The 18,885-nt window shown below is 70.7% G+C and carries 17 protein-coding genes; 7 read left to right on the top strand and 10 right to left on the bottom strand.

The annotated features are described in order from the left end of the window. Positions 1-4: 4 nt before the first annotated feature. From AC30CM_RS19845 to AC30CM_RS19835, 3 genes are read left to right on the top strand one after another with little or no spacing between them, the layout of a single operon-like run. Positions 5-574, top strand: coding sequence for a (2Fe-2S)-binding protein (locus tag AC30CM_RS19845; RefSeq protein WP_490118622.1), 570 nt, complete (start codon positions 5-7; stop codon positions 572-574). Beyond that, positions 571-1,572, top strand: coding sequence for an FAD binding domain-containing protein (locus tag AC30CM_RS19840; protein WP_490118621.1), 1,002 nt, complete (start codon positions 571-573; stop codon positions 1,570-1,572). Before AC30CM_RS19845 ends, AC30CM_RS19840 begins: the two co-directional genes overlap by 4 nt. A gap of 46 nt (positions 1,573-1,618) precedes the next feature. Beyond that, positions 1,619-2,548 carry an alpha/beta fold hydrolase gene (locus AC30CM_RS19835; protein WP_490118620.1) on the top strand — a complete coding sequence of 310 codons (930 nt, stop codon included), beginning with the start codon at positions 1,619-1,621 and terminating at the stop codon, positions 2,546-2,548. Between the two features lie 15 nt (positions 2,549-2,563). On the opposite strand, the gene AC30CM_RS19830 is transcribed toward AC30CM_RS19835, so the two are convergent. The 4 genes from AC30CM_RS19830 to AC30CM_RS19815 form a co-directional block, all read right to left on the bottom strand. Next, positions 2,564-3,787, bottom strand: coding sequence for an alpha/beta hydrolase family protein (locus AC30CM_RS19830; RefSeq protein WP_490118619.1), 1,224 nt, complete (start codon positions 3,785-3,787; stop codon positions 2,564-2,566). 133 nt (positions 3,788-3,920) lie between these two features. Further along, positions 3,921-6,419 (bottom strand): GcvT family protein, encoded by a 2,499-nt coding sequence (locus AC30CM_RS19825; RefSeq protein WP_490118618.1) that lies wholly within the window; start codon positions 6,417-6,419, stop codon positions 3,921-3,923. A gap of 10 nt (positions 6,420-6,429) precedes the next feature. Then, positions 6,430-7,350 carry a phosphotransferase gene (locus AC30CM_RS19820; RefSeq protein WP_490118617.1) on the bottom strand — a complete coding sequence of 307 codons (921 nt, stop codon included), beginning with the start codon at positions 7,348-7,350 and terminating at the stop codon, positions 6,430-6,432. Positions 7,351-7,356: 6 nt separating this feature from the next. Beyond that, positions 7,357-8,640, bottom strand: coding sequence for a competence/damage-inducible protein A (locus AC30CM_RS19815; protein ID WP_490118616.1), 1,284 nt, complete (start codon positions 8,638-8,640; stop codon positions 7,357-7,359). A gap of 102 nt (positions 8,641-8,742) precedes the next feature. On the opposite strand from AC30CM_RS19815, the gene AC30CM_RS19810 reads away from it, so the two are divergent. Then, positions 8,743-9,594 (top strand): alpha/beta fold hydrolase, encoded by an 852-nt coding sequence (locus AC30CM_RS19810; protein ID WP_490118615.1) that lies wholly within the window; start codon positions 8,743-8,745, stop codon positions 9,592-9,594. Here AC30CM_RS19810 and AC30CM_RS19805 read toward each other — a convergent pair. From AC30CM_RS19805 to AC30CM_RS19795, 3 genes are all read right to left on the bottom strand, one after another. Next, positions 9,567-9,791, bottom strand: a complete 225-nt coding sequence (locus tag AC30CM_RS19805; RefSeq protein WP_490118614.1) for a hypothetical protein — start codon at positions 9,789-9,791, stop codon at positions 9,567-9,569. The genes AC30CM_RS19810 and AC30CM_RS19805 overlap by 28 nt on opposite strands. A 70-nt stretch (positions 9,792-9,861) precedes the next feature. After that, positions 9,862-12,639 (bottom strand): glycoside hydrolase family 2 protein, encoded by a 2,778-nt coding sequence (locus AC30CM_RS19800; protein WP_490118613.1) that lies wholly within the window; start codon positions 12,637-12,639, stop codon positions 9,862-9,864. Positions 12,640-12,790: 151 nt separating this feature from the next. Further along, on the bottom strand, positions 12,791-13,534 hold the full coding sequence (locus tag AC30CM_RS19795; protein ID WP_490118612.1) for a glucose 1-dehydrogenase: 744 nt from the start codon (positions 13,532-13,534) through the stop codon (positions 12,791-12,793). Between the two features lie 77 nt (positions 13,535-13,611). On the opposite strand from AC30CM_RS19795, the gene AC30CM_RS19790 reads away from it, so the two are divergent. Continuing rightward, positions 13,612-14,691, top strand: coding sequence for an NAD(P)H-dependent amine dehydrogenase family protein (locus tag AC30CM_RS19790; protein ID WP_490118611.1), 1,080 nt, complete (start codon positions 13,612-13,614; stop codon positions 14,689-14,691). 27 nt (positions 14,692-14,718) lie between these two features. Here AC30CM_RS19790 and AC30CM_RS19785 read toward each other — a convergent pair whose 3' ends face one another. Together AC30CM_RS19785 and AC30CM_RS19780 are read right to left on the bottom strand one after the other, a co-directional pair. After that, positions 14,719-15,165, bottom strand: coding sequence for an ATP-binding protein (locus AC30CM_RS19785; protein ID WP_490118610.1), 447 nt, complete (start codon positions 15,163-15,165; stop codon positions 14,719-14,721). Between the two features lie 69 nt (positions 15,166-15,234). Next, the gene (locus AC30CM_RS19780; RefSeq protein WP_490118609.1) at positions 15,235-15,678 is read right to left on the bottom strand and encodes an STAS domain-containing protein; all 444 of its coding nucleotides are present in this window, start codon (positions 15,676-15,678) and stop codon (positions 15,235-15,237) included. Between the two features lie 141 nt (positions 15,679-15,819). On the opposite strand from AC30CM_RS19780, the gene AC30CM_RS19775 reads away from it, so the two are divergent. Beyond that, entirely contained in the window at positions 15,820-16,593 is a 774-nt protein-coding gene (locus AC30CM_RS19775) for an HAD family hydrolase (RefSeq protein ID WP_490118608.1), read from the top strand. A gap of 3 nt (positions 16,594-16,596) precedes the next feature. On the opposite strand, the gene AC30CM_RS19770 is transcribed toward AC30CM_RS19775, so the two are convergent. Beyond that, positions 16,597-17,244 carry a fatty-acid--CoA ligase gene (locus AC30CM_RS19770; protein WP_490118607.1) on the bottom strand — a complete coding sequence of 216 codons (648 nt, stop codon included), beginning with the start codon at positions 17,242-17,244 and terminating at the stop codon, positions 16,597-16,599. A 157-nt stretch (positions 17,245-17,401) separates the two neighbouring features. Between AC30CM_RS19770 and AC30CM_RS19765 the strand changes: the two genes are divergently transcribed. Beyond that, positions 17,402-18,532: a nitronate monooxygenase gene (locus AC30CM_RS19765; protein ID WP_490118606.1), complete on the top strand. Its 1,131-nt coding sequence runs from the start codon at positions 17,402-17,404 to the stop codon at positions 18,530-18,532. Positions 18,533-18,885: the final 353 nt, after the last annotated feature.

Here is an 18,885-nt window from a genome sequence, read left to right as displayed (position 1 = left end):
CGACATGACGGCAACGCCCGCACCCCACACCACGACGGTCGCGGTGAGCGTCAACGGCGTACCCCGCCGCTGCACCGTCGACGTCCGCACGACCCTGCTCGACCTGCTGCGCGAGCACCTGAACCTGACCGGCACCAAGAAGGGGTGCGACCACGGGCTCTGCGGCGCCTGCACCGTCACGATCGACGGTGACCGCGTGCTGTCCTGCCTGACGCTGGCGGCCACGGTGACCGGGCGCGCCGTCGGCACCATCGAAGGGTTGGCCGACGGTGAGGCGACCGACGAGTTGACCGACGTGCAGGCCGCGTTCGTCGCGCACGACGGGTTCCAATGCGGCTACTGCACGTCCGGGCAGATCCAGTCGGCCACCGCCATGCTGGCCGAACACGCACGGGGCGACCTGTCCACGGCGTCGTTCGAGGGCGATCGCGGCGACGCGCTGTGTGGCCGAGTTCGGCTGTCGGACGCCGAGATTCGGGAGCGAATGGCGGGCAACGTGTGCCGCTGCGGCGCGTATGCCAACATCGTGGCGGCGATCGCGGCGGTGGCCGAGGCGCGGGGACGGACGTCGTGAAGACCTTCGAGTACCGGCGCGCCCGCAGCGTCTCCGACGCCGTCGACCTGGCCGTCGCGACCGGGGGCCGCTACTACGCCGGCGGCACCAACCTGCTGGACCTGATGAAGAACGGCGTCGAGGCTCCCGAGGTGGTCATCGACGTCGGCGGGCTCGGATTGCGCGACGTCACGGAGCGCCCCGACGGTTCGGTCCTGGTCGGCGCGGGAATCGGCAACGGTCCGCTCGCCAACCACCGGCTGATCCGGACGCGCTACCCCGTGCTGTCGCAGGCCATCCTGTCGGGGGCCACCACCCAGCTGCGCAACATGGCCACGGCTGGTGGAAACCTGTTGCAGCGCACCAGGTGTCCGTACTTCATGGACCCCGCGTTCGAGCACTGCGACAAGCGCGTCCCCGGTTCGGGCTGCGCGGCGCGCACCGGCTTCCACCGCGAGCACGCCATCTTCGGCACCACCGGATCGTGCATCGCGGTGCACCCGTCCGACATGGGCGTCGCCCTGGCGCTGCTGGACGCGCGCGTCCACGTCCGCGGCCCCGAGGGAGACCGCGCCGTCGACTGGCAGGAGTTCTGGCGACTGCCCGGGGACCACCCCGAGCGCGACCACGCGCTGGGCGCCCACGAACTGGTGGTCGGCATCGAGTTGCCGCCCTCGCGCTACGCCGAGCGCAGCTGGTATGCGAAGGTGCGGGATCGCCACAGCTACGCGTTCGCCCTGGTGTCGGTGGCCGTCGGCCTGCACGTCGTCGACGGCACGATCGAGCAGGCGGCGGTCGCCCTCGGCGGGGTGGCCGCCACCCCGTGGCGCAGCCGGGCCGCCGAGGCGCTGCTGGTCGGCGCTTCGCCCGGTGACGCCGCCTTCCGGGCATGCGCCCGCGCGCTGCTCTCGGACGCCGAACCGCTGCGCGACAACGCCTTCAAGGTCGACCTGGCCAAGCACACGGTCGTGGCCGCGCTGGCGCGGGCGGCCGCCCTACCCGCCGGCGCCGCCGGTTAGGGCAAGCCCGTCTGCCCGCAACCGGGGGCATGCGACACTCATGCCCATGGTCATGCCAATCGAGCGGCCCAAGTTGGAGGGCAACGTCGCCGTCGGCGGCGACCGCCGCATCGGGTTCGCCGAGTTCGGCGATCCGCAGGGTCGGCCGGTGTTCTGGCTACACGGGACCCCCGGCGCCCGCCGCCAGATCCCCGTGGAGGCGCGGGCCTTCGCCGAGCGGCGCAACGTCCGCCTCATCGGCGTGGACCGGCCCGGCATCGGCTCGTCGACACCACACCAGTACCCCAACGTCCTGGCGTTCGCCGACGACCTGCGCACCATCGCCGACGTGCTGGGCGTCGACCAGATGGCGGTGGTCGGCCTCTCCGGCGGCGGCCCGTACACGCTGGCCTGCGCGGCCGCCATGCCCGAGCGGGTGGCGGTGGCGGGGGTGCTCGGCGGCGTGGCCCCCACGGTCGGCGACGACGGCATCGGCGGCGGCGCCATGGGGCTGGGGTCACTGGTGGCGCCGGCACTGCCCATCCTCGGCCTGCCGCTGCGCATGGCGGCCGTCGGCCTGGTGCACGCGTTCCGGCCCATCGCCCCGTTGGCCCTGCAGGCCTACGCCGCGGTGTCCCCCGAGGGCGACCGGCGGCTGCTGACCCGGCCGGAGTTCAGCGCGATGTTCCTCGACGACCTGCTCAACGGCAGCCGCAAGCAACTGTCGGCGCCGTTCGCCGACGTCACGGTGTTCGCCAGGGACTGGGGTTTCCGACTCGAGGAGGTCAAGGCACCGGTGCGCTGGTGGCACGGCGACAAGGACCACATCGTCCCGTTCTCCCACGGCCGCCACGTCACCTCACGCCTGCCCGACGCCGAACTGTTCACGCTGCCCGGCGAGAGCCACCTCGGCGGCCTCGGCGTCGCCGAGGAGATCCTCGGCACGCTGCTCGAACTGTGGGACGGCATCGGCGAGCGCCGCCGGGGGCAGTCCTAGCCCGGCGGTGCGACGCTAGCTCTGCCTGCCCATCACGCCGTCGAGCCAGTCGAACACATAGCTCTCGAAGACCGCGGCGCCCAGGCCCTCGCAGTGTCCACCCGCCCCCTCCGCCGCCGTGAAGGTCTTCAGCCGCTTGGGGCACGTCAGCCGGTCGAACAGCTGCCGGCTCTGCGAGGCGAAGTCGCCCTCACCCTCGGTGACCAGCGTGGGGCACGTGATCTTCTCGGCCACACCCTCGAGGGTGAATTCGAGCTGTTTGCGCACGAAGTCGCCGACGGTGGCCCCGCCGATGGCCGCCATCCGGGCACCCCACCACTCGCGGGTGCGCGGCTCCTCCAGTGCCGCCTGCAGTCGCGCGTCCACCGCGGGGTCCCGTGCCTGCAGCCGCGCGACGAACCGGTCGGCGTCCTGGCCGGCATCCTCGACGGCCAAGCCCTTGGCCAGCGCGGTCACCCGGGAGGCGAAGTCGTACTGCCCGGGGTCGGCGATCAGCGCCGCGACGCGCGGTTCGAAGGCTGCGGCGCGCGGGCCGAGGTAGCCGGCGAACGAGCGACCCAGCACCGCGACCGCGTCGGGATGCACGCCGGGTTGGGCCAGCAACCACTCGAAGGCGTTGCCGAAGGGCACCTCGAAGTCGGGACGGAACGTCATGCCGTGCTCGTAGAGCATCCCACCCTGCCCCGGACCCTCGAAGACGAAGAAGTTGTACCCGCGCGGCAGCGCCATGTACCCGGTGGCGAAGTAACCGGCCTCGGCGGTCGAGTCCAGGCCGCACGGCGCCAGCACCGTGGGCCGGGGCACCTCGTCGTCGGCCGGACGCAACAGGTATCCCGACATCGTGACCCCGGCGAACGGGATCTCGGCGACGGTCGCCGTCCAACCCAGCATGGGCAGCGCCGTGCGGAACGCCTCGCGGTGCCTGCGCCACGCGTGCTGCAGCCGCTCGTCCGACGGGTCCCGGCGGATGAAGAAGAACGCCTGCCGCCAGTACTCGGCGGCGCGCATGTAGGCCTTGCGGGCGGTGACGGCATGGCCGGTCGCCAGGGCCTGGTCGGCCAGCTCGTGCGCGGCCTGCGCCGTCGCCGACCACTGCGCGTACCAGCCGTCGGCGTCGCCCGCCGAGGTCCTGGCGGCGGTGGCGAGGGCCTCGCCCAGGTCGCATCCCTCGGCGGCCACGGCGATCAGGGTCCGGCCCAGCTGGGCGTCCATCTCCGCGTCGTCCAGCAGGATCTTCACGTCACTCCACTCTCTTTGTCTGGCCTCGTATCTGGCATTTCCGAGGTCCGGGTCTGGCATGCGGCCGGCGTCGGCGTACGACAGTACGCCCTCGGTCGTCGGCACGAGCGGTGCGACGCGGCGCGGGCGGGTGTCACCGGATGGCGGAGTTGGCCGGGTCGTAGAGTGCGGCGAGGGACGGGGTGATGCCGTGCCGTGCGCCGCCCACGGCGATCTCGAACCTGCCCGTGGCCAGCCAGTTCGCGTCGACGACCGCCCCGTCGGCGGCACGCAGATAGGCGAGGCCCACCGCGGCGCCGACCGTCTGTCCCCAGGCCGCGGAGGTGACCTGGCCTGCGACGACGCCGTCGCGCAGCACCAGCTCGCCACCCCACGGCATCGCGTCGGGCGACGCGACGGAGAACCCGACCAAGCGCCTGCGCGGTCCGCCGGCGGCGCGGGCGTCCGCCACGGCCCGTTCCAGCGCCGCGCGTCCCAGGAAGTCGACGTCGGTGCGCAGCTTGCAGGCGAAGACGAGCCCGGCGTCGACGGGCGAGTCGTTGGGCGTCAGCTCCCGGCCGAAGGCGCGGTAGCCCTTCTCCAGGCGCAACGACTCGATGGCGTAGTAGCCGCCGCGCGCGATGCCGAAGCGCTCCCCCGCGGCGATCAGGTCGTCGTACACGCCGACGGCGAACTCGGTGGGAACGTATAGTTCCCAACCCAATTCGCCGACGTAGGTGATGCGGGTGGCCCGCACGGTGGAGTAGCCCAGCGCGATCTGTCTGCTGGTGGCGAACGGGAAGGCCGCATCGGAGAGGTCGGCGTCGGTGAGCGTGGCCAGCAGATCGCGGGACCGCGGACCCATCACCCCGAACACCGCCGTCGCCGAGGTCACGTCCACGACGTGGGCCCTGGCGTCTGGCGGCAGGTGCCGCGCCATGTGGTCCTTGTCCCGTTCGGTGGTGGCCGCGCTGCTCACCACCAGGTATTCGTCGGGCGCCGTGCGGGTCACGGTGACGTCGGACTCGTAGGTGCCACGCGCGTTGAGCATGCCGGTGTAGACGGTGCGCCCCACCTCGACGGCGACGTCGGCCGTGCACAGCCACTGCAGGGCGGCCTCGGCGTCGGGACCCACCACGAGGTACTTGGAGAAGGACGTCTGGTCGAAGACGGTGACAGCGGTCCTGGTCGCGGTCTGTTCGGCGGCCGACCACGGCAGCCAGTTCGGCTTGCCCCAGGAGTATTCGATTCTCGCCTCGTGCCCCGGCGGGGCGAAGAAGTTGGCGCGTTCCCATCCCATCCGGCTGCCGAAGTTGGCACCGGCGTCGACCAGCAGGTGATGCACGGGAGACCGGCGGAAGGGTCGGGCGGTCGTCATCTCGCGGTTGGGCCAGGGAATCTCGTAGTGCAGCCCGAGTACCTCGGCCACCCGATCGTGCAGCCACCGGGGGTTGCCGTTGAACGGCGCGAACCGACGGATGTCCACCCCGGTGAGATCCGACGTCGGCTCGCCGCCGACGATCCACTCGGCAAGGGCGCGCCCGGCGCCGCCCGCGGAGGCGATGCCCACCGAGTTGAAGCCGGCACCCACGAAGAAGTTGGCACACTCGGGGGCCTCGCCCAGGATGAACTGGTTGTCCGGCGTGAAGCTCTCCGGACCGTTGTAGAGCTTCTTCAGGCCCGTCCGTTCGAGCACCGGGATGCGTAACAGCGCACTGTCCATGAGAACCTGGAAGTGTTCCCAATCCTCTTCCAACAGCTGGAATTCGAACGGGTACGGGATCTCGGTCGGGGACAACCAGGGCTTGGCCTGCGGCTCGAAGCCGCCCACCACCAGGCCGCCCACCTCCTCCTTGAAGTAGGTGTAGCCATCGGGGTCTCGCAGGATCGGCATGTCGGGGTGCACGCCTGCGATGGGCTCGGTGACCACGTAGAAGTGCTCGGCGGAATGCAGCGGCACGTTGACCCCGGCCATCGCACCCACCTGCATGGCCCACTGACCGGCACAGTTCACGACGATCTCGGCCTCGACGTCACCGGCGTCGGTGCGTACCCCGGTCACCCGCCTGCCGCGACGGCCCCCGGTGCCGCCGCCGGAGTCGGTCGTCACTCCGATCACCCTGGTGCGCTCCATGATTCGCGCACCTCGCTGGCGTGCGCCCTTGGCCAGCGCCAGCGTCAGATCGGTGGGGTTCGCGCGCCCGTCGGCAGGTAGCCAGATGGCGCCCACCAGGTCGTCGACGCGCATCACCGGATAGTGCGCGAGCGCTTCCTGCGGCGTGAGCAGCTCGCATTCCAGATCGAAGGCCGCGGCGTTGGCCGCGGTGCGGCGCAGCTGGGTCATGCGGTCGTCGGTGCGTGCCACGGTCACCCCACCGCACTGCCGGTAGCCCGCGGTCAGCCCGGTCTCGGCCTCCAGCTCGGCGTAGAGCGCGCAGGAGTACTGCACCAACCGCGTGCCGCTCTCCGAGGCCCGCAGCTGCCCCACCAGACCGGCTGCGTGCCAGGTGGTCCCGGACGACAGCCGACCCTGCTCCAGCAGGAGCACGTCACGGTAGCCGAGCTTGGTCAGGTGGTAGGCGACGCTGGTTCCGATGACGCCGCCGCCGATGACGACGACGTGGCAGCGGGTCGGTAGCGCGTGATCTGACATCGATCGCCCTTCAGTCGGCCGCTCGAACGTCGTCGAGCAAGCGGTGGAAGTCGGGGTGACGGAACTCCTCCACGGCGCGCTCGTAGCGCTCCAGGGTCCAGGCCCAGAAGTCGAATTCGAGCGCACTGGAGCCGTGTTGGATGCAACCCCACAGCGTCCAGCCGTACTGGGACACCGTGCCCTGCAACCGTGCCCTGGCCAGCAGACGTCGTGACGGGCGTCCGTGGTAGCACGTCACCAGTTCCTCGAGCTGCTCGAGGGACAGGCGACATTCCCGCCACACGTTGCCGAGTTCGAAGCTGGGATCGTTGTTGCCGGAGTACTCGTAGTCGATGAGCCACACGTGGTCGCCGTCCTCGACGAAGTTGGCCGCCAGCAGGTCGTTGTTGCACGGCACCGTCGTCTGGTCGCCCGCGAGGGCCACGCGGATGGCGGCGAAGTGCTCGGCGTACGATTCGTACCCCTCCGGTAGCCGGAAACCGTGCCGGCGCACCACGTTCAGATACGCCGCCTGTTGGGCGAACATGTCGAAGTCACGCAGGAACCGCGGACCGGCGTGCAGCCGACGGCAACCGTGCGCCACCTTGGCGATGACGCCGGTCCTGCCGAAGTCGGCCTCGGTGAGCGTGCGCCCAGGCACGTAACCGATCAGCAGGATGCCGAGATCGGGACGGTAGTCGAACACGGGGGCACCCACCCCGGCCGCTGCGGCAGCCCGGGTGTTGTGGTACTCGTTGTCGCGGTCGATGCCCAGCAGGCTGGACGACGGGTCGTGACAGCGCGCCACGTACACCCCGGTGGGCGTGGTCACCTTGACGTTGCGGTTGGTCAACCCGCCGGGCAGATCGTCGAGACGGCGCGGCAGTCCGGACAGCTCGGGCAGCTCCTCGAGCAGGGCATCGAGTTCGGCGAGGCTGCGCAAGAACGACATCCGCGCTCAACGTCCTTCGGTCAGCGCCCGCCGCAGCAGGTGTAGTGCGACCGTCGTCGATCGCTCCCTGACGTCGGACCGGCCGCCCGGCAGCAGCAGTCGGCGGACCAGCATCGTGCCGTCGCCGAGTCCGACGGCGAAACACACCGTGCCGACCGGTTTCTCGGCGGTTCCCCCACCCGGTCCTGCGATGCCCGTGGTGGCGATCGCGGTGTCAGCGCCGAAGCGGGCCAGCGCGCCCGCGGCCATGGCCTCCGCGACCTCCTCGGACACCGCCCCGTGCCGCTCGATGAGTTCCGGGTCCACGCCGAGCAACTCGCTCTTGGCCTGATTGGAGTACGACACCACGCCCCCGGCGACGTAGGCCGACGACCCGGGAAGGTCGGTGAGGCGCGCGGCGATCATTCCCGCCGTGCAGGATTCGGCCGTGGCGACGGTCCGGCCAGTCAGCAGCGCCGCCACCTGCTCGTCGATCAGCGACCCGTCGGTGGAGAACACCTCGCGGCGGTGGTGGCTCTGCAGCAGGTCGACCAGCGCGTCGTAGACCGGTTGGTCGTCGGGTTCGTACCGCGTGACGATCTCGAGTTCGCCGCGGCGCAGGCACGTCGTGATCTCGAGCCGTTCGAAGCCGGCGATCTCGGCTTCGCCGACACGCAGCGTCTCGGCGAGCCCCGACTCGGGCAACCCGAACATGCGGATGGTCTGCTGCCGGTACACGGTTCGGCCCGAGATGGCCTGGGCGACCGCGGTGGTGGCCAGTGCCGCGGGGAACATCGGTTGCAGTTCCCTGGGCGGCCCCGGCAGCACCACCACGGTGGGAGTGCCCGCGACGACGACGCCGGGCGCGGTGCCGACGGGATCGAGGATCTCCGCACCCACCGGGACCATCGCCTGTTTGCGATTGGCCGCGAGCACGTGCTCGAAGTCGACGGCGGCGGCGTCGTCGCCGAGGCGGCGCTGCAGCAGCCGGCGCAGGATGTCGGCGATGCGCCGCTCCAGATCCTCGTCGAGCACCAGGTCGCGGCCGCAGAACCGGGCCACCGTGGCGACGGTCATGTCGTCGGCGGTGGGTCCCAGCCCGCCGCTGGTGATGATCAGGTCGACGCCCTCGCCTGCGAGGAACCGCAACTGCGCCTCGATGTCGTCGGGACGGTCACCGCAGATGGTGACGTGGGCCAGCTCGACCCCCAGTGCCAGCAGCTGATCGGCCAACCACGGCCCGTTGAGGTCCTGGACCCGGCCCGTCAGAACCTCGGTACCGGTGACGACGATGCCCGCGCGCACACTCACGTCTGCGACCCTACGACGATTCGGGCGCGCGGCGCGCGACCGTCGGTGCTGCGCGCGGTCCTGCGCCGTCCCGGCGCAGCGCCGACGGACTAGAGTGCGCACGTGCCCGACGTCATGATCCTCGCCGACGGCCGCCGATTGGGGTATGCCCGGTACGGACCGTCAGACGGCGTGCCGGTCGTGTTCCTGCCGGGAGCGGGCTGCGGCCGCAGGATGCGGTTCGGCGACGGTCTGCTGTCGCAGCGCGGCGTGCTCCTGATCTCGGTGGACCGTCCCGGGCTGGGCAGCTCCACTCCCGATCCGGCCAAGACGTTGAGCAGCGTGGCCGCCGACGTGGCGCACCTGGTCGACGAGGTGATCGGCGCCCCGGTGCCGGTCGTCGCACACTCGCAGGGCGCCCCGTTCGCGCTGGCGCTGGCGACCACCGGACGGGCCAGCCGCGTCGTGCTGGCCGCACCCATCGACGACATGGCCCACCCGCCGGTCAACGCGCACCTGGAGCCGGGTTACCGGGCGCTGCTGGCCGACGTCGCCGAACGCCCGGACCTGGTGCTGGCCACGCTGGCCGAGGTGACACCGCGCGCGCTGTTCGACCTCGCCCTAGGCGACCACCCGCCCTCCGACGGCGCCGTCTACGACGACCCGCGTTTCCGGGCGTCGTTCCTCGACGCGCTCGAGGATGGCTTGGCAGGCGGCCCGGACGGCTACGCCAGGGACACCGTGCTGGCCATGACGGCGTGGCCCCCGGAGTTGTTCAGCCCGCCGGTGCCGGTGTCGATCCTCGTCGGGGCCGACGACCGCGCGCACTCCCCCGACCTGGCACGCACGCTGGCCGCCCGGCTCGGGGCGTCCCGCACCGTCGTGCCAGGTGTGGGCGGGGCGCTGCCGTGGGCACGGCCGGAGGTGGTGCTCGACGCGGCCCTGCGTCACGGCTCGTCGGAGACCGCCGGGTAGTCCTCGTCGTCCGCCGTGGCGACCGGTTGATGCTGCTCGAGGTAGTCCGCGGGATCGGCCTCCAGCGCGACGTCGATCGCGGGGACGGCGGCGGCGGTCTCGTCGTCGCCCGCGACGTCCTCGACGTCGTCGAGGGTCCTGGCCTGTTCGGCGACGTCGGCGTCGTCGGCCTCGCCGAGTGGTGGCACGTCGGTCATCTCAGCCTCCCGTCAGTCGTTGGTGCCTCGTCTCGTTTCTACCCGACCGCGCACCATCGACACACGATCCTCACGTGACGGGCACCTCGATGGGCGGTGCCCCGTACGGCGTCACCCGCGCCCAGCGTGCGGCGCTCGGGTCACCCGACGGCACCGCCCGCACGTCGACGCTCTCGCCGGGATAGACGGTGACGTAGTTGTCGTCGTAGGTGATGGGCAGGATCTCGTCGCCGTCGCGCTCGGCGGTCACCTCGGCCCTGGCGAAGAACGCGATCCTGGGGGTGGGGTTGGTGAGCCGGATGACGACGCCGTCTCGGCCCGTCCCGTCGGCGGCGTGGCGCGCGGACACCTCCAGCGTGGCCCGCGGCATCTGGTTGAGCGCGGTCATGTCGGCCCAGCTGGCCTGATCGAGCTGGAACGCGAAGTCGCGATCGGGATCTCCGACGTCGTCGTTCTGCTGGGACTGCCAGTACGTGTTGTCGGCCAGGACGCCGCCGTCGCGGTCGAGCAACTCGCAGCGCACGAAGAACACCCGCGAGTCGCGCACGGTGCGCGGCAGCGTCAGCGCCAGGGTGCTCGCGCCGGACGCCAGCGTCATCGGCGCACTGGAGCGGTCGTCGCGCACGCGGCCGTTCAGGTCGTAGGTACGCACCCGCACCCGGACGTCGGCGGCGACGTCGGGGCTCTGGTTGACGGCCATCACGCGGGCGTTCTGATGCGCGCCGGTGGCGTAGGAGTCGAACACCACCGACAGCGGCCGCAGGCCCTTCTTGGCGCCGAAGTAGGCGCCGCCGGGGCGCAGGTAGTAGTCGAACAGGTTGCCGAAGAAGGATGGCCAGTGGTTGTTGAGCATCCAGTAGATGGTCATCTTGTGGTCTGCCCAGCCGAGTGCGGCGAACGCCTCGAACTGCGCGCGCGTCGACTCGTAGTGCGCCAGTTGGGCCTTGGCCGCGAACTCCTCGGCGTCGTCGGAGTATCCGTAGCGGCGGTTGACCGCACGCTGGATGCTGCGCAGGCCGGCGTTGTCCGGGTTCGACCCGGCGTGGAAGTACCAGAAGTCGTTGATGGGCCACAGCTCGTCGCGGGGGATGAATCGCCGCAGGCTCGCAAACGGCGGCACGTGCTCGTTGTCGCCCTGCTCCGCCGACGCGCCGCGCGCGGCCCGGTACCGTCCGCTGAACCAGTAGGTCGGTGGCCGCCAGGAGTACGGGCCGGCCATCTGAATGCCGTCCCACAGCCGTTCGCCGCGGTCGTCGACGGCGTAGGAGGACACGCTGTCGACCACCGCGTTGGGCCAGTGCAACTCCGCGAGGATGCGGTGATAGGCGTCGGCCACCGGGGCCGGAGGCCTGCCGTCGCTGGCGTTGGCCCACACGAACGACGCCGCGTGCGACCGCAGCATCGTGATCTGCGAGCGCAGGCTCTCGCGGGCCACGCGGTCGTCCTCGGCGTCCCACTGCGGCCACTTCTCCCACTGGTTGCAGCACATCCAGCCGACCATGAGGGGGATCCCGAGTTCGTCGGCCCGCTCGACGAAGCGTTCGGTGGGGATCTTGGACTCCAGCCGCAGCATGTTCAGACCGAGATCCCGCGCGTAGCCCAGGATGGCGTCCTCGCGGGCGGGGTCGTAGTCGTACAGCAGGTCGGGGGTGTAGGTGGCGCCGCGCACCAGGAAGTCACGGCCGTTGACCCGCAGGTAGAAGCTGCCGCCGCGCCCCAGTTCGGGGAAGCGCTCGTCGTCGTCGCGAAACTGGGCGACCTCGCGCACCCCGAACCGGGTGGCGAAGGTGTCGACGGACTGGCCGAACTGCACGAAGTCGATGTGCAGGTCATACAGGTTGGGCGACCCCATGGTGTAGGGCCACCACAGGTCGGGGTGCTGCACCCGTAGCTCGGCGAAGTCGTCGGGCGAGAATCGCACCTCGCGGGTCTCGCCCGGGCCGAGACCGACCGACTGCTCGACCGTCACCGTCGGCGTGCCGGGACGCGAGATCCGCGCCCGCACCGTGCCGCGGACGCGCTCGGCGCCGGTGTTGCGCACGGTGGCGTACACGGTGAGTCGCGCGCTGTCGGTCGACGGCAGCGGCAGTGCCGTGGTGACGGTGCCCGTCGTGGTGGTGACGGGACCCGACGCCTCGAGGGACACCGGCTTCCAGATGCCTGCGTTGCGGTCGGCGACGAACGAGTTGCCGTTGACCGGGTTCTTGCCGGGCCCCTGGTAGCCGAGGTAGTTCCAGTTGATCCAGTCGAACCAGCTGTCGGCGAGTTCCACGCCGTCGACGTCCTGCAGCGCCCGTTCCGGGGTGATGCGGATGGCCAGCACGTTGGGCGCACCGCGGGTGATGGCCGCCGAGACGTCGACGTCGTGGTCGACGTACATGCCGACCACCTGTCGGTCGTCGGCGACCATTCGACCGTTGAGCCAGATCTGGGCGCGATAGTTGATGCCCGGCAGCTTCAACCGGTAGCTGGTGTGCCCGGCGGGTGCGTCGAACGTGGTGCGGTACCACCAGTCCTGGCGCCACAGGTCCTGCGGCACCTCGTCGCGCAGGTTCTTGCCGAAGTACAGGTTGGGATAGGTGCCGTCGTCCTCGAGCGCCTGCAGCACCGTCGCCGGCATGCTCCGCACCGCATGCCACCGGGGATCGGCGTAGCCGGCCGAGGAGATGGCCGCACCGTCGTCGCCGACGACTCTCGCCGACGCCAAACCCCACCCGTCGGCGAGTTCGACGGTCGTGGCCGGGGCCTCGGGGGTGGCGAATCGGGGGACGTCTCCGGGCGTGGCGAGGAGCAGCAGCAGCGCGACGACGGCGAGTGCGGCGGCCAGCCCTGCGCGTCGCCGGGGCACGGTCGAGATGTCGGTACTCCTCCCGGTCCACGAGCCACGGTGGGACCGGGTCGAACGGCGTGAAGCGTTCATTGTGCCCAACCGCCGCCGGGGGTGCGAACGGGAGGTCGTCGGCGTCGCCGCGAGAAGAGACCGCCGGCGCGGGTCGCCGCTAGAAGAGATCCTTGTGGGGCACGTCGGTGACCAGACCGCCGTCCATCACGAACTCGCTGCCGGTGGCGAACGACGACTCGTCGCTGACCAGGAAGACCACGAACGACGAGACCTCCTCGGACGTGCCGGGACGCCGCAGCGGTGCGGTCACCATGTCGTCGGGGAAGTGCTTGGTCATGGGCGTGCGGATGAACCCGGGGTGGATCGAGTTGACGCGGATGTTCTTGGGCCCCAGCTCGATGGCCGCGGACTTGGCCAACCCGCGCACGGCCCACTTGCTCGCCACGTAGGGATGCACCATGGGTGCTCCGCGGAGCCCCTCGATGGACGACACGTTGATGATCGAACCTTCGCCTGCGGCCTTCATCTGCTCGACGACGGCCTGCATGCCCAGGAACGTTCCGGTGAGGTTGACGTCGATGACCTTCTGCCACTTGGCCATGTCGAACTTGCCGATCTGGCCCAGCGCCACGATGCCGGCATTGTTGACCAGGGCGGTCAGCCTGCCGAACTCGTCGACGGCGACCCGCACGGCGGCGTCCCACTGTTCGGCGTCGGTGACGTCGAGGTGCACGTAGCGAGCGGCTTCGCCGAGTTCGTCGGCGAGCGCCTTGCCCTCGTCGTCGAGGATGTCACCGATAACCACCTTGCCGCCCTCGGCCACCAGTGCGCGGGCGTGCGCGGCGCCCATCCCCCGTGCTCCGCCGCTGATCAGTGTCACTTTTCCGTCGACGCGTCCCATGACGGGTCAGGCTACCGCATGCCCCCGAGAACTAGAACCTGTTCCAATTCGCTGGTGGGCAACGCATACTCGTCGGCATGCCCCATCGCGTCGCGCTCATCGGAACCGGCAACTGCGGCAGCCTGGCCCTGCGTCAGCTGGTCGAAGATCCCCGCTTCGAGCTGACGGGAGTGTGGGTGTCCACGGCCGCGAAGGTCGGCAGGGACGCCGGCGACCTCGCCGGGCTCGACGTCACGACGGGCGTCGCGGCCACCGACGACCTCGACGCGATCATCGACGCCCGGCCGGACTGCATCGTCTACTGCGCCATGGGCGACGTGCGGCTGCCCGAGGCCATGGCCGACGTCCGACGGATCCTCGCCGCGGGCATCGACGTCGTCGGTTCCGCACCGGGCGTGCTGCAGTATCCCTGGGGAGTGATCCCGGACAAGTACGTCGACCGCGTGCAAGACGCTGCGCGCGAGGGCGATTCGACGATCTTCATCACCGGCGTGGATCCGGGTTTCGCCACCGACCTGCTGCCGTTCGCCTTGGCGTCGACGTGCCAGCGCATCGAGCAGATCCGCACCATGGAGATCGCCGACTACGCGACCTACGACGGCGCCACCGTGATGTTCGACGTGATGGGTTTCGGCAACCAGATGGGGGATCTGCCGATCCTGTTCCAACCGGGTGTGTTGAGCATCGCGTGGGGCACCGCGCTGCGGCAGCTCGCCGCGGGCCTGGGCGTCGAACTCGACGAGATCCGCGACTCCGTCGAGCAAGAACCCGCTCCCGAGGACTTCGACGTCGCCGTCGGCACCATCGCGCGGGGCACCGTGGCCGCCGTGCGGTTCCTGATCGAGGGCATGGTGGCAGGCACGCCGGTCATCGTGGTGGAACACGTCACCCGATTGCGCGGCGACCTGCGACCGGACTGGGCGCAACCGGCGCAACCGGGCGGTTCGTACCGCGTGGAGATCACCGGGGAACCGTCCTACGTCATGGACGTCTCGCCCACCAGCCGCAACGGCGACCACAACTACGCCGCGATCCTCGCCGCCGCCGGGCGCATCGTCAACGCGATCCCCGACGTGGTGGCCGCGCCTGCGGGCATCCGTACCACGCTGGACATGCCGTTGGGCACGGGGCGCGGCGTCGTCAGGATCGACCGCTAGGTCGCCGGCCTGGGTCGCCGGTATGTGCTACGTCAGACGGCCCACGTTCGACCATTCCAGCCGGACGTGCGTGCCGGAATCCGTGGCGTCGATCTCGGCGCGATCCGCCAGCGCCTCCATGAGGGGAATGCCGCGGCCGCGGCTGAGCGCCCGCGGCGAATCGGGGTTGCGCCACGATCCTCGATCGGCGATCACGACCGTGATGGTCCCGGAGGACGGATCGTGCGCGGCCAGCAGGTCCATGGTGCCGCGCCGCGGGTGCCCGACGTAGGCGAACTCGGCGCAATTGGCCAACGCTTCGTTGATCGCCAGCACCAGGTCGCTGGTGCGCACCGGGTCCAGGTCGAAGTGCTCACGCAGCCAACGCGCGAACTCGTCGCGGATCTGACCGGCTGTTCTCGCATCGGCCACGACGCCAAGACGCGCGAAGCGCTCGGCGTTGGCAACGTCGGCGGTAGGCATTGGCTCGATCATGGCAGGTTGTGCTTACCCGATCGGTCAGCTCGGTAAGCGTGTCTGCGAGGCGAATTCGCGGGCCGCCGGTCAGGACTCCAGAGCCGAGAGCGCCTCGTCGAGACTGGCGTACATCGGCACGATGTCCGCGATGCCCACGAGCTTCAGCGGGCGACTGGTGGCAGGCCCCTCGGCCACGATGCAAAACGTCGTGGCGTCGTCCTTCTGGTCGTGCGCCGCGACGATGACACCCATGCCCGCCGACGCGAGGAACTCCACCTCGGTCAAGTCGACGACCAGTCCGCTGGGCTTCTTTGCCAGCGCCGTACCGATGGCTTGCTCGAGCTGGGGGGCGGTCAGCATGTCCACCACACCGGAGGGCGCCACCACGGCGACCTCTCCGACCTGCCGCTCGCTGACCTCACACGCCGACGACGACGAGGAAGCCGCGCCCGCGGCCGATGAGTCGAGTTGTTCGTCCAATGCCCATCTTCCCTGTTCGGCCGACGCGCTGACGGGCGGATCGGCTGTCATTCCGTGCCCACGAGGCTGCGCGCTGAACCCGGCGAGAACGAAACACTACTGTGGTCGAACCTAGCCGATGTGGGTGACGCCGCGCTGCTCGGCCACCCAACGCGGCGGCGGGCGTCAGACATCCGTGATGAAATTGGCGAGGTGACGACGGCGCGCACGCAGTTGGAGGCCATTGCCGCAAGCCCGCGGGAGGCCGCCGTCGGCGCCTTCTTCGACCTCGACGGCACCCTGGTCTCCGGGTTTACGGCGACGGTTCACGCAGGTCATCGCATCCGCAACCGGCAGGCCCGCATCGGCGAGGTACTCGGGGTCATCGAGGCCTCGGTGCGCTACCGCCTCGGTCGCATGGAGTTCGAACGCCTGATCGTGCGGGCCGCGGGCTACCTGCGTGGCGAACCGCTGGCCGATCTCGACGTCCTGGGCGAGCAGCTGTTCCGCAGGCACATCGAGACCCGCGTGTACGACACCATGCGTCAGATCGTCGCCGCCCACCAGGACCGCGGTCACACCGTCGTGATGAGTTCGTCGGCACTCACCATCCACGCCGAGCCGGTGGCCCGCTATCTGGGGATCACGCACGTGGTGTGCAACCACTTCGCGGTGGACGACGCCGGCGCCCTCACCGGCGACATCGTGCGGCCCATCGTCTGGGGGGCCCGCAAGGCCGACGCGGCACGCCGCTTCAGCGCGGCCAACGGCGTGGACCTGGCCCGCAGCTACTTCTACGCCGACGGCGACGAGGACGTACACCTCATGCGCGACGTGGGCTTCCCCCGGCCCGTGAACCCGCGCGCGGGCCTGGCGGCCGAGGCCGCGCGTCGCGGGTGGCCCGTGCTGCACCCCGACGGGTCGGCGCCCCGCCGGTCCTCCCGGCTGCTGCGGCGCCTCGCGCGCAACGGCGAGGCGCGGCCCTGACACTCACCGACCGGGGGCGGTGTGGTCGATGGCCAGCACGCACTGCAGTCGCCCCACGAACACGGGCGGGTAGGCGCCGATCCCGGCGCGGCCCAGCCACTCGGTGGACAGGTCCGAATCGCGTAGCCAGTGCCGGGCGTGACCCTCGTCGTCGATCTGGAACAGCATCATCACCTCGCGAGAATCGTCGAAGGCGTCGAAGATCGACAGCTTCCGGATGCCCGCCGCGCGCAGCGCGCCGGCCGTCTCGCGGACGTGGGTGATCAGGTTGGTCACGTCGACCACCGGCGTCATCACCGACACCAGCACCTCCGGTGCCGACGCGTACTCGTCACCGACCAGGTCGAGTCGTTCGACGAGTTCGCCGGCGAACAGGGCGGGGATGTCGTCGACCCCCGCGTCGTCGAACCAGTCGAAGAACACCCGTGACCGCAGCAACTCCGCGACGGTCTCGCGGGCGTGGATCGCGATCATCACCACGACCCGGCGGGGATCGGCGACGGACGCGTACACCAGGACGTGGTGGGCGCCCATGGCGGCCAAGGCCGACTGCCGGCGCCGCAGCAGCGGCCCCACGCGCGCCGGCGCGGGTACGCGATAGTCCGCGGCGACCACCAACGAGTGGTCGAGCCAGCGCGTCGCGGTGGGCACGTCCCCAGCGTGCCCGATCCCGGACGCCTTCGCGACGAGGCGCACCGCGCGCCGCGCATCGTGGCGTGGCCGGTTGACCGCGGGCACCCTGGCCGGGTATCAAACTAGAACACGTTCCACTTTTTCCGATCGTCGTCCCGTGGCCCTAGGAGCCGGTATGCACACTCCCCTTTGCGACGTCCTGGACATCGAGTTCCCGATCTTCGCGTTCACCCACTGCCGCGACGTGGTCGTGGCCGTCAGCAAGGCCGGCGGGTTCGGCGTGCTCGGCGCCGTCGGCTTCACGCCCGAACAGCTGGAGATCGAACTCAACTGGATCGACCAGCACATCGGCGACCACACCTACGGCGTCGACATCGTCATCCCCAACAAGTACGAGGGCATGGACTCGGGCCTGTCGGCCGACGAACTGACCAAGACGCTGCAGGACATGGTGCCCCAGGAGCACGTCGACTTCGCCCGCAAGATCCTCTCCGACCACGGCGTGCCGATCGAGAACAGCGGCGCCGACGCCTTCCAGCTGCTCGGGTGGACCGAGGCCACCGCCACGCCGCAGGTCGAGATCGCGTTGCGACATCCCAAGATGACGCTCATCGCCAACGCGCTGGGCACGCCGCCCGCCGACATGATCGATCACATCCATGCCGCGGGCCGCAAGGTGGCCGCGCTGTGCGGCTCTCCCTCGCAGGCGCAAAAGCACGCCGCCGCCGGCGTGGACATCATCATCGCGCAGGGCGGCGAGGCCGGTGGCCACTCCGGCGAGGTGGGCTCCATCGTGCTGTGGCCCCAGGTGGTCAAGGCCGTCGCACCGGTCCCGGTGTTGGCCGCCGGCGGCATCGGCAGCGGACAGCAGATCGCCGCGGCCCTGGCACTCGGCGCACAGGGCGCATGGACGGGTTCGCAGTGGGTGATGGTGGAGGAATCCGAGCACACCGACGTGCAGCACGCCGCCTACGCCAAGGCCACCAGTCGCGACACCGTGCGCAGCCGGTCCTTCACCGGCAAGCCCGCCCGCATGCTGCGCAACGACTGGACCGACGCCTGGGAGAACCCGGACAACCCGAAGCCCCTGGGAATGCCGTTGCAGTACATGGTGTCCGGGATGGCGGTCGCGGCCACCCACAAGTACCCCAACGAGACCGTCGACGTGGCGTTCAATCCCGTGGGCCAGGTGGTGGGCCAGTTCGAGAAGGTCGAGAAGACCGCGGTGGTGATCGAGCGCTGGGTGCAGGAGTACCTCGAGGCCACCGGCAGGCTCCAGGACCTCAACGAAGCCGCCGGGGTCTAGCGGCCCCGCCGACCTCACCCGGCCACACGCCGTCCGGGGGGCGTCGAGATTGCCGCCAGAGTCGTGATCGCGGGGACGCCGCGGCTCTGAGGCGATCGAAGGTGGACGACTCCCCCGGGCGAAGCCGCGTGCCAGCCCGGCTCGGCGTTCGGGGCGGGGTGGGGCGTTCGGGGCGGGGTGGGGTGGGCGACGGTCTGCGGCGCGTCGGAGTACCCGGGGCCCCGGCCGGGGCACGTCCCGGCGTCGATCGAGGCGGTGGGCTGACGCGCCGCCTCGCTACGGCGCGGGAGCCGGGCCGGGATTGGGCGCCGCGGCGACGGGAATCGGACCCTGCGCGGGCGCCGCGGCGACGG

It is taken from the genome of Mycobacterium sp. DHQP2018-32-09 (assembly GCF_058148405.1).
Note: the sequence above shows the minus strand (reverse complement) of the source record. Positions and strands in the feature narration are given on the sequence as shown.

Coding starts and splice junctions, on each gene's coding strand:
- AC30CM_RS19845 (WP_490118622.1), top strand. CDS start 5: ATGACGGCAACGCCCGCACCCCACACCACGACGGTCGCGGTGAGCGTC.
- AC30CM_RS19835 (WP_490118620.1), top strand. CDS start 1,619: ATGGTCATGCCAATCGAGCGGCCCAAGTTGGAGGGCAACGTCGCCGTC.
- AC30CM_RS19825 (WP_490118618.1), bottom strand. CDS start 6,419: ATGTCAGATCACGCGCTACCGACCCGCTGCCACGTCGTCGTCATCGGC.
- AC30CM_RS19820 (WP_490118617.1), bottom strand. CDS start 7,350: ATGTCGTTCTTGCGCAGCCTCGCCGAACTCGATGCCCTGCTCGAGGAG.
- AC30CM_RS19805 (WP_490118614.1), bottom strand. CDS start 9,791: ATGACCGACGTGCCACCACTCGGCGAGGCCGACGACGCCGACGTCGCC.
- AC30CM_RS19795 (WP_490118612.1), bottom strand. CDS start 13,534: ATGGGACGCGTCGACGGAAAAGTGACACTGATCAGCGGCGGAGCACGG.
- AC30CM_RS19790 (WP_490118611.1), top strand. CDS start 13,612: ATGCCCCATCGCGTCGCGCTCATCGGAACCGGCAACTGCGGCAGCCTG.
- AC30CM_RS19785 (WP_490118610.1), bottom strand. CDS start 15,165: ATGATCGAGCCAATGCCTACCGCCGACGTTGCCAACGCCGAGCGCTTC.
- AC30CM_RS19780 (WP_490118609.1), bottom strand. CDS start 15,678: ATGACAGCCGATCCGCCCGTCAGCGCGTCGGCCGAACAGGGAAGATGG.
- AC30CM_RS19765 (WP_490118606.1), top strand. CDS start 17,402: ATGCACACTCCCCTTTGCGACGTCCTGGACATCGAGTTCCCGATCTTC.